This window comes from Nannocystis pusilla (assembly GCF_020073745.1).
Taxonomy (GTDB): domain Bacteria; phylum Myxococcota_A; class Polyangia; order Nannocystales; family Nannocystaceae; genus Nannocystis; species Nannocystis radixulma.
This window is the reverse complement of sequence record NZ_JAIRAU010000028.1, coordinates 289,865-304,282: the sequence shown is the minus strand read 5'-3', so window position 1 is coordinate 304,282 and position 14,418 is coordinate 289,865. Positions and strand designations below refer to the sequence as shown.

Here is a 14,418-nt window from a genome sequence, read left to right as displayed (position 1 = left end):
TCTCCTCCTCTATCCCACATTAGCCGGCGGGCGCGGCGACCGGCAACAACCGTCAGCGACGCGCGACGGCCTCGAAGCGGTCCCAGTCGGCGGGGGTGAACAGCGCCGCGACGCCGGGGCGCTTGCGGATGGTCTCGAGCAGGATCTCGCCGGCGGGCGACTCGGTGAGCGCGGCGGTGATCCAGCGGCGCGCACGCCTGGCGTCGCGCAGGCGGATGCTGCTCTCGAGCAGGCGGCGCAGCACGTACATGCGCACGATCGCGGGCTCGTCGACGAGCAGCGGGACGACGGCCTCGAGGTCGCGCACGGCGAGGTCGTCGCGACCGGCGCGCTGCCAGGCGAGGCCGCGCAGGAGCAGGGCGTGCCGGTGGTGCTGCAGGGCCTCGGGACCGGCCTTCGCCGACGGGGCGAGCGGCAGCGCGGCGAGGTCGGTGAGGTGGAAGCGGACGCGGGCCGGGGTCCAGGTGTACTCGAGGCGCTGGAAGTCGAGCAGGATGTCGTAGAGCGCGGGCCCGAGGGCGTCCCTGGCGGCGAGCACGAAGTTGTCGGGGTCGCGCATGAGTCGCTGGCGCAGGCGCGCGTGGAACGGGTGGTCCTCGGCGAGGCCGGTCAGCGCGCCGCGCAGCGCCGCGGCGGCCTCGTCGATGCGACCGGCGCGGGCCAGCAGGTCGATGCGCCACAGATCCGCGGCGCTGGCCGCCGGGGCGCCGGCGAGGCGCTGCAGCGCCGGATCGATCTCCTCCTCGGCGATCAGGCGGGCGACCTCGTGCCACTCGTCGGCGCCGGCGGGCGGCGGCGGGCCGCCGGCGCGCAGGCCGACGAGATCGACGGCGAACACGTCGACCCGCGAGGTGCTGTCCGATTGGACAGGTTTATTGAGGATGCGCAGGCGCAGCGGCCCGCGCGGCGGGGTCTTCGGGCTGATGGCGTCCAGCGAGCGCACGGGTTCGCCGTCGCCCTGCCTGGTTTCGACGCGGAGGACGCCGAGGTCGGGGTAGTGGCTGAATTCGATGCGGACGCGGCGGCCCGGACCGGGCTGGAGCGCGTGGTACTGCTCGCCGCCGTTCGGCCCGGTGACGGCGGAGATCGCCTGCACCGGGCGCTCGGACCGCTCGCGCGCCTCGAAGCGGACGCCGAGGTACACGTCGTCGCTGTCGGGCGCCGTGAGGGCGATCGTCACGGCGGTGCCCCACTCGAGGTGCTCGAACGCGGCCTCGACGGCGATGGCGATGGTGCCGCCGTCCCACTCGAGCGGGTACTCGGCGATGACGGGGTCGGTGGATGTCTGAAGGGACAGGCTGCCGGCGCCGCCGCGGCGGGCGAACGCCAGCGGGTCGCCGATCTGCCAGGCGGGGTCGAGCGGGCGGTCGAAGCGGAGGCCGAAGCGCGGGCGCTCGGCGGTGGCGCGGCGGAGGGCGGCCAGCTCGGCCTCGGCCTCGTTGCGCACGCGCAGGTCGAGGCCGGGCAGGGCGGCGCGGCGGGCCGCGAGCTGCTGCGCGTCGGCGAATTCGCCGAGCGCGCGGCGGCTGCGGATCGCCCCCGCGAGCGCGGCGTCGGCCAGGTCGGGGCGGCCGGCCGCGGCGAGGTAGTGCTCGGCGGCGGCGGCGTGGTCGGCGGCGGCGGCGTAGAGGTCGGCTGCCCGAAGGAGCATGTCCTCATGGGCATGTCCTGAGAGACGGGCGATGGTGGCCAGCTCGGCGGCGCTGCGGCGCGGCAGGCCGATCGCGGCCAGCTCCTCGGCGTGCTGCCAGGCGTCGGCGATGGCGGGGTCGTCGAGGTCGGGGCGGATCGGTCGGGCCGCGGGGGCGGGCCGCGGGACCTGCGAGAGCGGGACGTCGCCGGCGCCGAGGATCAGATAGTCGTCGGGGTGGCCGGTGGCGCGCACCAGCAGCTCGGCCTCGCGGTCGTCGTCGAAGTCGGCGGCGGCCAGCAGCGCCAAGCCGGGCAGCTCGAGCGGCTCGATCAGGCCGTCTTCGCCGCCGCGGTACAGCGCGAGCTGGTAGGGCGCCTCGGCGAGCAGGTCCTGGGTGCCGTCGCCGTCGAGGTCGGCGGCGTGGAGCTGGCGGGCGGCGTCACCCTTGTCGGGGCCGCCGAGCGGGAAGAACTGGCGGATCTCGAGCGTCTCGCCGACGACCGCGAGGACGTACACGCCGGCCGGCTCGCCGAACGGGGCGGCCTCGGAGAAGCGGCCGGCGTTGTCGTAGACGTCGCGCTTGGCCGCGGCGATCCGCAGCTCGCTGCCGCCGCGCAGCAGCGCGATCGTCTCGATGAAGCCGAAGCTGCGGCGGGCCAGCTGGCGCAGCTCGCCGTCGTCGCCGGCCTTCAGCACGCGCACGTCGTAGCCGGTCCACGGCCCGGTGACGACGACCAGCTCGGGGCGGCCGTCGCCGTCGACGTCGCCGGCGGCGACGGTGTGGATGTCGGAGGTGACGGCGTCGGTGGGCGGGTGCGCCGGGCCGCTGCGCCACGCGCCGGCGGGGTCGCGGTCGATCCGCCGCAGCTTGCGGGCGTAGGGGCCGCTGCCGGTGTAGAGCGCGAAGCGCCCGGTGCCGGCGAGGTCGGCGACGGCGCTGCCGATGACCTTGCTGTCGGCCCACTCGTACACCGGCGGGCCGCCGGTGGTCGGGTAGAGGCCGTAGCGGATCTTGCTGTCGCCGGCGCCGTCGGGGTTGGGGGTGCCGAGCATGAGCAGCGGGACGTCAGCCAGCGCGGGCGGGAGCAGGCGCGGGGCGACGTCCTGCTGCTTCAGCGGCACCTCGGCGAGGCGGGTCAGGGCAGCGTCGGCGCGCAGCACCACCGCGCTGCCGCGCAGGTCGGAGGCGGTGACGAGCTCGGGCCGGCCGTCGCCGTCGAGGTCGTCGAGCTGGAACACGTGCGCCCGGGCCAGGCTGTGGCCGATCGCGGCGCGCGGGATGGCTGCCCCTGTGGACAGGTGCTCGAGGACATGTCCGTAAGTCCTCTTCGGGTCGCCGGCCGGCAGGCGGTCGAGGGCGGCGCGGACGGCCGGGAGGTCGCGGCGGTCGAGGGCGGCGGCGACGCGCAGGCTGGCGAGCTCGGGGTCGCCGGCGAGCTCGGGGGCGCGGGCGTCGAGCGCGGCGAGGGCGGCGGCCGACTCGGCGAAGGCGCCGCTGTCGGCCAGGCGCATGGCGAGGCTGCGCAGGGCGGCGGCCTGGTCGGCGGGGGTGCGCGCGGCGATGTAGGCGCCGGCGTGGGCGTCGATGGCGGCGGCGGGGTCGGTCTGGGCGTCGCCCCACTCGCGGAAGGCGGCGGCGAGGGCCGCGGTGCCGCGGTTGTCGGGCAGGGCGACGAAGGCGGCGAACAGGCGCGCGGCCTCGTCGCGCTTGCCGGCGGCGGTGAGCTGCGCGGACTGCTCGCGCAGGGCGTCGAGGCGGGCCTCGGCGCGGCGTTCGTGGGCGGCGCGGACGAGCGCGCGGGTGGCCGCGACGCCGCCGAGGACGACGACGACGGTGGCGGCCACGGCGACGGCGATCTGGCGCAGCCGCTGGCGCCGGCGCAGGCGCTCGGCCTCGGGGTCGTGGGCGAGCGCGTCGAGCAGCTCGCCGAGGCCGGGGAACCGGCGCGCGGGGTCGACGGCGAGGCCGCGCAGCAGCAGCGCGTGCACCCACGCCGGCACCCGCGGGTCGGGCGGGGCGGGCGAGAGCTGGCCGCGCAGCACGTCCTCGGCGAGGCTCTCGAGGCTGTCGCCGGCGAACGGCCGGCGGCCGTAGAGCGCCTCCCACAGCGTGACGCAGAACGCGAACTGGTCGCTGGCGGCGGTCGCCGGCTCGCGCCGCAGCTGCTCCGGGGCCATGTACGCCGGCGTGCCGACCAGCGCGCCGCTGCCGGCCAGGGTGACCAGGGCCGGGGATGTCGACGAGGACATGGTCCCAGAGACATGTCCTGAAGCACCTGTCCTTCCGCGCCGGGTGGCGAGCCCGAAGTCGGCCACGCGCACGCGGCCGTCGGCGCCGACGAGGACGTTGCTCGGCTTGAAGTCGCGGTGGATGAGGCCGACCTCGTGGGCGGCGCGCAGGCCCTCGCCGGCCTGACGCAGGGCGGCCACGACCTCGCGCCAGCTGCGGGGCTTGTGGGCCAGCCAGTGCTGGAGGTCGACGCCGTCGACGTACTCCATGGCGATGAAGACGGCGCCGTGGAACTCGCCGGCCTCGTGCACGGCGACGACGTTGGGGTGGATCAGCCGGGCCAGCGCCTGGGCCTCGCGCAGCAGCTGGGCGCGGCCGAGCGAGGGGTCGTCGTGGCTGCCGGTCTGGACCAGCTTGAGCGCGACGCGGCGGTCGAGCTCGTCGTCGTAGCCGGCGTAGACGACCCCCATCGCCCCGCGCCCGACCTCGCGCAGGACCACGAAGCGGCCGATCCGCGGCGGGTCGCCGCCGTCGCGCCCGGCCGGGGCGGCCGACTCCCACGGCGGCGTCGCGTTGACGACGGTCGCCAGCGGATCGTGCGGACGCGCCGGCGGGGCCGTGGTCTCGGCCAGCTCCGGCGCGCCGGGAGGCCTCGTGCGGATGTCGCCGGGGTCGACCACGACGTGTCGGAGGCGAGACTACCACGGGCCTGCGCCGGCGCGGCCGCGCGGATTCGGCCGCGCCCGCGCGCACTGGAGCTCTATGGCGTGGAGGACATGTCGCCGGGGACATGTCCCGAAGGCTGCTGGGCGCCCTGCTTGCCGGACAGCGCGAGCTGGCCGCAGGCGGCGCCGATGTCGTCGCCGCGCGGGGTGCGGACGTAGGCGCGCAGGCCGGCGGCGCGGCACAGGTCGAGGAAGCGGCGCACGCGGGCGGGGCTCGGCCGGCCGTAGGGGGCGTGCGGATGGGGGTTGAAGGGGATCAGGTTGATCTGGCAGCGGATGTCGCCGACCAGCGCCGCGAGCCGGCGCACGTCGTCGTCGCTGTCGTTGACGCCGGCGAGCAGGACGTACTCGAAGGTGACGTAGCGGCGGCGGTGCGGCGGCACCGAGCGGACCGCGGCCAGCAGGGCGGCGATGTTCCAGCGGGTGTTGATCGGCATGACCTCGTCGCGCACCGCGTCGGTGGTGGCGTTGAGGCTGATCGCCAGGCCGACCTCCTTGGCCAGCGGGTCGCCGGCGAAGCGCTCGATCGCCGGGACGAGGCCCGAGGAGGAGATCGTGATCCGCCGGGCGGCCAGGCCGGCGCCGTCGGGGTCGGTGAGCAGCTCGACGGCTCGCCGCACCTGGTTGTAGTTGTGCAGCGGCTCGCCCATGCCCATGAACACGATGTTGGTGATCCGCGGCGCGTACTCGCCGGGATCGCGCGCGAGCAGGTCCTGGGCTTGGTAGACCTGGTCGACGATCTCCCAGGTGGCGAGGTTGCGCTGGAAGCCGAGGCTGGCGGTGGCGCAGAACCGGCACGTCAGCGCGCAGCCGACCTGCGACGAGACGCACTGGGTGTAGCCGCGCTCGTCGTTGGGGATCAGCACGCTCTCGATCGACTGGCCGTCGCCGGTGACGAGCCGCAGCTTGCGCGTGCCGTCGCGGGCCTGCAGCACCGCGCCGACGTCGAGCCGGCGCAGCGTGGCCTGCGCGGCCAGGCGGGCCCGATCGGCGGCTGGCACGTCGGACATGGCCGAAAAGTCAGAGACGCGCCGGCCGTGCAACCAGCGGAACAGCTGGCCGGCGCGGTGGCGCGGGGCGCCCTCCAGATGTCCCGAGAGCCAGGCGGCCAGGCCTTCGCGATCGAGGTCGCGCAGGTTCGGCGGGCCCTCCTTGGGGATCCCGCGCGCTGGACCGCGGATGGCGACGAGCTGGCTCATGGGACAGGTGGGGGGGACGGTCAGGGCCGGAGGCCCGTGGGGCGAACGGGCCGGAGGCCCGTGGGGGTGGCGGAGCAGGGCCGGAGGCCCGTGACGTCAGAGGCCGGCGAGCTCGAGGCCGCTGAAGAAGAAGCCGATCTCGTAAGCGGCGGTCTCGGGGGCGTCGGAGCCGTGGGTGGCGTTGCGCTCGATGCTGGTGCCGAAGCGGCCGCGGAGGGTGTCCTTGCCGGCCTTGGTGGCGTCGGTCGGGCCCATCAGGTTGCGCCAGCGGGCGATCGCGTCCTCGCCCTCGAGCACCATGGCGACCACCGGACCCTCGGTCATGAAGGTGACGAGGCTGCGGAAGAACGGGCGCGCCGAGTGGACGGCGTAGAAGCCCTCGGCCTGGGCGGTGGAGAGGCGGAGGCTCTTGATGGCCACGAGGCGCAGACCGGCCTCCTGGAGCGCGGCGAGGATGCCGCCCTGGTGACCGGCGGCGACGGCGTCAGGCTTGATGATGGCGAAGGTGCGTTGCATGCGATTCGTGGCGCGCAGGCTAGCAGAGGCGCGCGGGGCGTAAAGAGGCGGGCGCGTGACGGGGCGCAATTGTCGCCTGTGCGGCGTGTCGCTGCCGCTGCGGGCGACAATTGCCGCGGGTACGAGTGCGGTCACAGTTGCCGGTCGATGCGCTGGGCGGCCACGTTGGGGCTTGCGATCGGGCTGCTCCCGGCGGTGGCGGCCGCGTCGGCGCCGTGCCCGGTCTGGCGCGAGAGACAGGCGATGGGCTGCACGCGCGGCTACCTGCGCGTCGACCCGGCCGCGTTCGTGCTGTCCACCGGGCACATCGGCGGGGCGGTCGGCGGCTCGGCCGGCGCGTTCCGGGCTTTCGACGGGTTCGCGCTGGCGTTCGGCCTGCGCGCCGCCTACGAGATGGTCGACCGCCGCGCGCACGGCTTCGACCGCTCGTTCCACGCCTCGCCCGAGCTGCGCCTCGGCGCCGTCAACCGTCGGGCGTTCGGCTACATGCTGTTCCGCGGCGGCTACACCCACCGCTTCGACGCCGGCCGCGCCCGCCTCGACTTCGGCGGCCCCGCCCACGCCTACCACTACGGCGCCGGCGTCGGGATCTGGGGCCGCGTCGGCCGGCGGTTCCTGCTCGGGGCCGAGGGCGTGATCGACATGGTCCAGTTCGAGGGCAAGGGCGTCGCCGAGACGCTGTTCCTGTCGCTGATGCTCGGCTCGTGGCTGTGAGCGCGTGTCTGAACGGACATGTCTCGGAGGTCATGTGGCCGACTTGCGGGCCCGGCCGAGTTGCGCCACCCTGGCGGCATGATCCTCGGTTTGGCGATGATCCTCGCGGCGAGCCCGACGCCCGCAAGGGCCCCGGAGCCTTGCCCGACCTGGTCCGAGAGACAGACGATGAATTGCCTGCGCGGCTACGTGGTCGCCGCGCCGGTCGGGCTGGCGAGCCAGCGCGAGGGGGTCGGGCTGGCCACGGGGGCGGCGCTCGGCCTGTACAATACGCACGGTCGGTTCGGCGCGGGGCTCGGGCTCCGCTTCGGCTACGACCTGTTCCCGCGCCTGCGCGAGCACCCGGGCTTTCGCCAGCACCTCCTCGCCGCCGGGCCGGAGCTGCGGCTCGGGCTGGCGCTACCGCGGGTGTTCGCGTTCGTGTCGGCTCGCGGCGGCTATTCGCGGCAGAGCAACCGCGCGAGGGAGATCAGCCCCCGGACGTCGATCCTCGCGCCGCCCGCCGGTGACCACGGCGGTCACGTCGGCGGCGGGCTCGGGGGCTGGGGCCGCCTCGACCGCCGGCTGCTGATGGGCGGCGAGCTGGCGATCGACGCCGTGCAGATCCGCGGGCGCGAGTGGCAGTTGCGGGCGTCGTTGGTGCTGACCATCGGAGCATGGCTCTGAGGGCAGGCTCGATAAGCCATGTCCTGATGATAATGTCCTCGAGGACATGGCTTATCAATTAGGTTGAAGCGCGGGGCCGCGCGTCGCCCCGCGGAAGACGCGCGGTGGCGGGGCGGGTAGGATGTGCTGCGATGCCCGACCTGATCCCGTCCAAGCCGCCGTGCGCGCCCGTCTACCTCGATCGCCCGCAGCTCGGCCTGCTGCCGACGCTCCGGTTCTGGAACCAGCCGGAGGTGTGGCGTCACGCCGGCTGGATGGTGGGCATCGTCGCCGGGGTGTGGGCCGTCCTCGTCGGCGTCGCGCTGATCGGCAGCCCGCTGTGGCTGCTGGCGCTGGTCGGCGCGGCCGGGCCGCTGCTGACGCTCGGGGCGCTCGAGCGCCACGTCCGGCGGCGCATGCGAGAGCGGGTGGCGCTCGCGGCCGGGCAGCCTGTCGCGGGGTCGGGCGAGATCGATTGAGCGCGAGGGGGCGAGCGGGTCGCACGTGACCCGCCGACGGTCCGTCGAACATGTCCTTGAGGACATGCTCTTCAGGGCATGTCGGGGCACAGCAGCTCGACGCGCAGGCCGGCCAGCGGGTGGCGGACCAGGCCGCCGAGCCAGCGCTGGTGCAGGTACCACGCGCTCGGCTGGTCGAGCGGCCGCACCGGCATGTGCTCGCCGAGCAGCGCCTGCAGCCCGCGGGCGGCGTCGTCGCGGGCCGGGCCGGCGGGCAGGGCGGCGAAGGCGGCGTAGGCGGCGTCGTACTCGGGCGCGCAGAAGCCGGCGAGGTTGTCGGGGGCGCGGCAGGTGAACGAGGCCAGGGTGTTGCTCGGGTCGAAGAAGTCGGCGTCGAAGCGGAGGCCGAACAGGTGGGCGCCGGCCCGCAGGCCCGGGTCGTACAGGAAGTTGTCGCGCGCGGTGATCTGCAGGTCGACGCCGAGCGGGCGCAGGAACTCGCGCACGAGCGCGGCCTCCTGCCGCTCGGGCTCGCTGGCGCCGCCCCAGTAGTTCAGGGTCCATGTCCTTTCGGACAGGCCGGCCTCGGCGAGGATCGCCTGCGCGGCGGCGAGGTCGCGGGCCGGCGGGGCGTCGGGCAGATCGAGGCGCGGCGAGACCTCGCGCGGCAGCACGCCGGCGCTGGCGTCGGCCCACGCGCCGTTGCGCACGACCTCGAGGTAGCGCGGGACGTCGAAGGCGCGGGCGATCGCGCGGCGCAGCGCCAGGTTCTCGCGCGCGCGCGCCGGGTCGGGGTGGTGCCCGATCTCCGGGCTCGCCATGTTGAAGTAGAGGAGGTCGACCGCGGCGACCGGGAACTTTTTTAAACCTGTCCCGGGGGGCAGGGCCCCGGGGACAGGTTCGCCGAGCGCCACGACCTCGGCGAACTGCGCCTGGCCGGGGACGATCGCCGCCAGCTCGCCGGCCTGGAAGGCGCGCAGCGCCGGCTCGCCGTGCTGGAAGTGGGTCAGGACGACGCGGCGGGCCCCGGGCACCTGCGGGCACGGGACCGGGGAATTCGCGGCCCGGGGGTAGGCGCGGGGCTCGCCCTCGGCGACGAGCACGGCCGTGCGGGGGAACTCGCTGGCGGCGTGATCAAAGTGGTAGGGGCCGCTGCCGACGGGGTGGCGGGCGAAGCTCGGGCGGCCGTCGGTCTTGCCGTCGTAGTAGGTGACGCACTCGGGCGGGACGATCGCCAGCGCCGGGTGGGCGAGGATCGCCGCGAACTCCGGCTGCGGCCGCGTGAGGCGCAGCGTGACGGTGCGGGCGGCGTCGTCCCAGGTGATCGGCGCGAGCTGGCCCGGGGTGTTCTTCGCCGCGGCCGCGTGCCAGGCGTCGAGGCCGGCGACGCGGCCGGCCAGCAGCGACCACGTGGCGTGCTTGCCGGGGGTGATCCGCAGCAACGAGGCGGCCACGTCGCCGGCGCGCAGCGGACGAGCCTGGTCTTCGAGACAGGCGTCCGGGTGGAACCGCGGACCTTCGCGTAGACGCAGCGTGTAGGTCAGACCGTCGGGGCTGATCTCGGGAAGATCCGCGAGCAGCTCGGGCACGAGGTGCGGGGGATCTGCATACGGATCCCAATCGAGGAGCGTGTCGAAGAGCTGTGAGGTCAGTCGACGGCTGACGGAGTCGGCGGCGTCGGCTGGATCCAGCGAGTGGAACGCGGTCTCCAGGGTGAGGTGGACGGTGCGTTCGCTCGGGGCCTGCGGCCCGGCGGCGGCGGATCCGGCTGCGCCGACCCCGCTGTCGACCTCGCTGTGACGTGAGCATGATGCGAGCGCGAGGGCCAGGCACGCGAGCGCGGCGCGAGGCGTGGTAAGCCTTCGGCCATGGCAGCCGACGGCAGCATCCTCGGAGGGAGCGCGGACTTCGCCCACTTGCACCTGCACACGCAGTACAGCCTGCTCGACGGGGCGATCCGCACCAAGGACCTGTGCAAGATCGTGAAGCAGCGGGGCATGAACGCGGTCGCGGTGACCGACCACGGCAACATGTTCGGCGCGCTGCAGTTCTACCAGGAGGCCAAGAACGCCGGGATCAAGCCGATCTTCGGCTGCGAGGCCTACGTGTCCGACGGCGACATGAACGCCAAGACCGACCGGAAGAACTACCACCTCGTGCTGCTGGCCCGCGACGCGGTCGGTTACAAGAACCTGCAGTTCCTGGTCTCGAAGGGCCACCTCGAGGGATTTTACTACAACCCGCGGATCGACCGGAAGATCCTGCGCGAGCACAGCGCGGGGCTGATCGGGCTGTCGGCGTGCCTCGGCGGCCACATCTCGCGCCTCATCAACGGCGGCGACATGGACGCCGCGCGCCAGACGGTGCTCGAGTACAAGTCGATCTTCGAGCCGGGCTCGTACTACCTCGAGCTGCAGCCGAACGGCATGGCCGACCAGGAGAAGGTCAACGCGGCGCTGGCCCAGCTGGCGGTCGACTGCGGCGTGCCGCTCGTGGCCACCAACGACTGTCACTACGTCAACCAGGACGAGGCCCACGCGCACGAGGTGCTGATGTGCATGGGCCAGGGGCGCACGCTCGACGACCCCAAGCGCATGAAGCACGAGTGCGACGCGTTCTACATCAAGACGCCCGACCAGATGCTGAGCTACTTCGGGTCGAACTACCCGAGCGCGTTCGAGAACGCCGGCGAGATCGCCCGCCGCTGCAACGTCGAGCTCAAGCTCGGCAAGCCGGAGCTGCCCGACTTCAAGCTGCCCGAAGGGACAGAGGAGGACCTGCCCGGCTACCTGCGCAAGGTGGCCCACAGCGGCCTCGAGGAGCGGTTCGGCGAGCTGCAGCGGCGCGGGCAGGTGTTCGACCCCGACCAGTACCGCCAGCGCCTCGACTACGAGCTCGGGATCATCGCCCAGATGAAGTTCCCCGGCTACTTCCTGATCGTCTGGGACTTCATCCGCCACGCCAAGAAGATCGGCGTGCCGGTCGGCCCGGGCCGCGGCTCGGGCGCGGGCAGCCTGGTCGCCTACGCGCTGCGGATCACCGACCTCGACCCGATCCAGTACAGCCTGCTGTTCGAGCGCTTCCTCAACCCGGAGCGCATCAGCATGCCCGACTTCGACATCGACTTCTGCATGGACCGGCGCGAGGAGGTGATCCGCTACGTCACCGAGCGCTACGGCCAGGCCCGCGTCGGCCAGATCGCCACGTTCCACAGCCTCAAGGCGCGCGGCCTGGTGCGCGACGTGTGCCGCGTGATGGGCCTGCAGCCGTCGGAGGCCAACGAGATCGCCAAGCACGTGCCCGAGGGCCCGAAGGTGACGCTGTCGATGGCGATGGCCGACCCCGAGCCGCTGAAGGAGAGGGCCAAGGAGAGCGCCGACGCGGCGGCCAGGCTGTCCGACGCGATCATGATCGCCGATGCGGCCAGCAAGCTGCGCCTCCGCGCCCGCGAGGACGCCCGCGTCGCCGAGGTGCTGAAGATCGGCCAGGCGCTCGAGGGCCTGAACCGCCACGCCGGCATGCACGCGGCCGGCATCGTCATCGGCAACCGCGACCTGTGGGAGCACGTGCCGTGCTTTCAGGCCGACGGCAAGATCGTCACGCAGTTCACGATGACCGACGTCGAGCTCGCGGGCCTGGTGAAGTTCGACTTCCTCGGCCTCAAGACGCTGACCGTGCTCGACACGGCGGTCCGCCTCATCAACAACTTCCGGCCCAAGGACGACCCGTTCGACCTCGGCGCGATCCCCATGGACGACGCCGGCGTCTACGAGATGATCAGCCGCGGCGACACCACCGGCGTGTTCCAGCTCGAATCCTCGGGCTTCAAGGACCTGCTGAAGAAGCTGCGCCCCGACTGCTTCGGCGACATCGTCGCCGCGGTGGCGCTGTACCGCCCGGGCCCGCTCGAGGGCGGCATGGTCGACCAGTTCATCGACTGCAAGCACGGCCGCCGCGCCATCGAGTACCCGCACGAGCTGTTGACCGAGGTCCTCAAGGAGACCTACGGCGTGTTCGTCTACCAGGAGCAGGTGATGCAGGCGGCCCAGGTGCTGGCCGGCTTCTCGCTCGGCGCGGCCGACATGATGCGCCGCGCGATGGGCAAGAAGAAGAAGTCGGAGATGGACAAGCAGCGCGCCCTGTTCGTCGACGGCTGCGCCAAGACGTCGAACATCCCCAACGCGAAGGCCGAGGAGATCTTCGACCTCATCGACAAGTTCGCCGGCTACGGCTTCAACAAGTCGCACTCGGCGGCGTACGGCCTCATCACCTACCAGACCGGCTACCTCAAGCACCACTTCCCGGCGTCGTTCATGGCGGCGCTGATGACCTGCGACAAGTCGAACAACGACAACGTGGTCAAGTTCATCGCCGAGGCGCGAGCGATGGGCCTCGTGGTGCTGCAGCCCGACATCAACGAGTCGGGCCGCGACTTCTCGGTGGTCCGCCGCACCCGCGACGGCGGCGACTTCGACGAGCAGATCCGCTTCGGCCTGGCCGGCATCCGCGGCGTCGGCGAGAACGCGGTCGACGCGATCCTGGCCGCGCGCACGGCCGACGGCCCGTTCACGTCGCTGTTCGAGCTGTGCCGCCGGGTCGACCTCAAGAAGGTCAACAAGCGCACGCAAGAAGGCCTGGTCTGCGCCGGCGCGCTCGACACGATCGGCGGCAAGCGCGGTCGCGCGACCCTGTACGCCGCGGTCGAACGCGCCATCGAGCAGGGCCAGGGCGCCTCGCGCGACCGCGACTCGGGCCAGTTCGGCCTGTTCGACGCGATCGCCGACTCGGCGCCGGTCTACACCGAGGAGTACCCCGAGGTCGAGCCGTGGGAGCCGCGCGAGGAGCTGCTCAAGGAGCGCGAGGCCCTCGGCTTCTACCTCACGGGCCACCCGCTCGACCGCTACCAGCAGGACGTCGACAAGCACGCGACCTGTCGCACGGGACAGCTCGAGGGCAGGCACAACGGCCAGGAAGTGACGCTCGCCGGCGTGATCTGCGACCTCCGCGAGGTCCAGACCCGCAGCGGCAAGGGCGCGATGGGCTTCTTCCAGCTCGAGGACCAGTTCGGCCGCGTCGAGTCGGTGGTGTTCCCCAAGACCTACGCGCGCGCGGACGAGAACTCCGGGCTGTCGCTCGGCGAGCGGCTGCAGCAGATCGGCAGCGAGCCGGTGTTCGTGACCGGCAAGTGCGAGGTCGAGACGTCCGAGGACGGCGAGGCCAACAAGTTCAAGCTGCTGGTCGAGTCGGTGCAGGAGATCCGCACGCTGCGCGAGCAGTCGACCAGGAAGGTGCTGCTGCGGGTACGCCTCGAGCAGCTGACGCCGGAGCGGATCCTCCGCCTCAAGCAGATCGTGTCCGACAACGCGGGGAGCTGCACGATGGAGCTCGAGGTGGCGTCCGACCGCTACGCCGGCCAGATCGTGTTCGGCGACAAGTTCTGCGTGCGCGCCGACGACAAGCTGATGGCAGCGCTCGAGCGGCTGTTCGGCGAGAAGGTGGCGAAGCTGGCGTAGCGTAAGCGGGTAAGCCCGGCGGCGTCGACGGACGAGACTCGACGGCGCAGGTGCCCTGTGGACCTGTCCGCGGGGGCAGGTGAATCGCTGCTCGCCGCTCCGACCGCGCTCGCGTCGGCTCAATTCTCGCCGGTCACAGGCGCGGCGGCGCGTGGCCGAGGTAGAAGTGCGGGATCTCGACGACCGCCATCATCTCGAGCAAGGCGACGATGTCGGGGGCGGACAGCATCAGCGGGCGGTGCTCGGGGCGGACCAGGCCCTGCTGGGCCGCGTGGTCGAGGAAGGCGAGCAGGTGGTCGTAGTAGCCGCCGGCGTTCAGCAGGCCGACAGGCTTGCGGTGGTAGCTGAGCTGCAGCCAGGTGGTGGCCTCGAACAGCTCCTCGAGGGTGCCGAAGCCGCCGGGCAGGGCGATGAAGGCGTCGCTGAGCTGGGCCATCATCATCTTGCGCGCGTGCATGCTGTCGACGACGAACAGCTCGGTGAGGCCGTCGTGGCCGACCTCGACGTCGCGCAGCTTCTCCGGGATGACGCCGAACACCTGGCCGCCGGCGCGCAGGGCCGCGTCGGCAATTTCGCCCATGAGCCCGACCTTGCCGCCGCCGTAGACGACGCCGATGTTGCTGCGCGCGAGGTGTTCGCCGACGGCCCGCGCGACCTCGGCATAATGGGGATCGAGGCCCTTGTTCGAGCCGCAGTAGATGCAGATCCGGCGGAATGTTCGCATCGTGCTCATGAGCGCTCGCGGGCTTCTTACCACGGGACCGCGCGATCGCTGGTATGGTGAG

General features: G+C 73.0%; 9 protein-coding genes. 4 read left to right on the top strand and 5 right to left on the bottom strand.

Going from position 1 to position 14,418, the window contains the following annotated elements; all coding sequences use genetic code 11:
• Nucleotides 1-52: 52 nt before the first annotated feature.
• The 3 genes from K7C98_RS22775 to ndk all read right to left on the bottom strand — a co-directional run bounded on the left by K7C98_RS22775 (nucleotide 53) and on the right by ndk (nucleotide 6,303).
• Entirely contained in the window at nucleotides 53-4,543 is a 4,491-nt protein-coding gene (locus K7C98_RS22775; protein ID WP_224193840.1) for a protein kinase domain-containing protein, read from the bottom strand.
• A gap of 80 nt (nucleotides 4,544-4,623) precedes the next feature.
• Entirely contained in the window at nucleotides 4,624-5,787 is a 1,164-nt protein-coding gene (gene rlmN / locus K7C98_RS22770) for a 23S rRNA (adenine(2503)-C(2))-methyltransferase RlmN (RefSeq protein ID WP_224193839.1), read from the bottom strand.
• Nucleotides 5,788-5,883: 96 nt separating this feature from the next.
• Nucleotides 5,884-6,303 (bottom strand): nucleoside-diphosphate kinase, encoded by a 420-nt coding sequence (ndk, locus tag K7C98_RS22765; protein ID WP_224193838.1) that lies wholly within the window; start codon nucleotides 6,301-6,303, stop codon nucleotides 5,884-5,886.
• Nucleotides 6,304-6,450: 147 nt separating this feature from the next.
• On the opposite strand from ndk, the gene K7C98_RS22760 reads away from it, so the two are divergent.
• The 3 genes from K7C98_RS22760 (at nucleotide 6,451) to K7C98_RS22750 (ending at nucleotide 8,141) form a co-directional block, all read left to right on the top strand.
• Complete coding sequence (locus tag K7C98_RS22760) at nucleotides 6,451-7,017, top strand: hypothetical protein (RefSeq protein WP_224193837.1); 567 nt, start codon at nucleotides 6,451-6,453, stop codon at nucleotides 7,015-7,017.
• A gap of 168 nt (nucleotides 7,018-7,185) precedes the next feature.
• Nucleotides 7,186-7,683, top strand: coding sequence for a hypothetical protein (locus K7C98_RS22755; protein WP_224193836.1), 498 nt, complete (start codon nucleotides 7,186-7,188; stop codon nucleotides 7,681-7,683).
• 131 nt (nucleotides 7,684-7,814) lie between these two features.
• Nucleotides 7,815-8,141, top strand: coding sequence for a hypothetical protein (locus tag K7C98_RS22750; protein ID WP_224193835.1), 327 nt, complete (start codon nucleotides 7,815-7,817; stop codon nucleotides 8,139-8,141).
• 71 nt (nucleotides 8,142-8,212) lie between these two features.
• On the opposite strand, the gene K7C98_RS22745 is transcribed toward K7C98_RS22750, so the two are convergent.
• Nucleotides 8,213-9,709: an ABC transporter substrate-binding protein gene (locus tag K7C98_RS22745; protein ID WP_224193834.1), complete on the bottom strand. Its 1,497-nt coding sequence runs from the start codon at nucleotides 9,707-9,709 to the stop codon at nucleotides 8,213-8,215.
• Between the two features lie 279 nt (nucleotides 9,710-9,988).
• Here K7C98_RS22745 and dnaE point away from each other — a divergent pair, with 279 nt between their 5' ends.
• Nucleotides 9,989-13,633 (top strand): DNA polymerase III subunit alpha, encoded by a 3,645-nt coding sequence (dnaE, locus tag K7C98_RS22740; RefSeq protein WP_224193833.1) that lies wholly within the window; start codon nucleotides 9,989-9,991, stop codon nucleotides 13,631-13,633.
• A gap of 133 nt (nucleotides 13,634-13,766) precedes the next feature.
• On the opposite strand, the gene K7C98_RS22735 is transcribed toward dnaE, so the two are convergent.
• Complete coding sequence (locus tag K7C98_RS22735; RefSeq protein WP_224193832.1) at nucleotides 13,767-14,357, bottom strand: TIGR00730 family Rossman fold protein; 591 nt, start codon at nucleotides 14,355-14,357, stop codon at nucleotides 13,767-13,769.
• Between the last annotated feature and the right edge of the window lie 61 nt (nucleotides 14,358-14,418).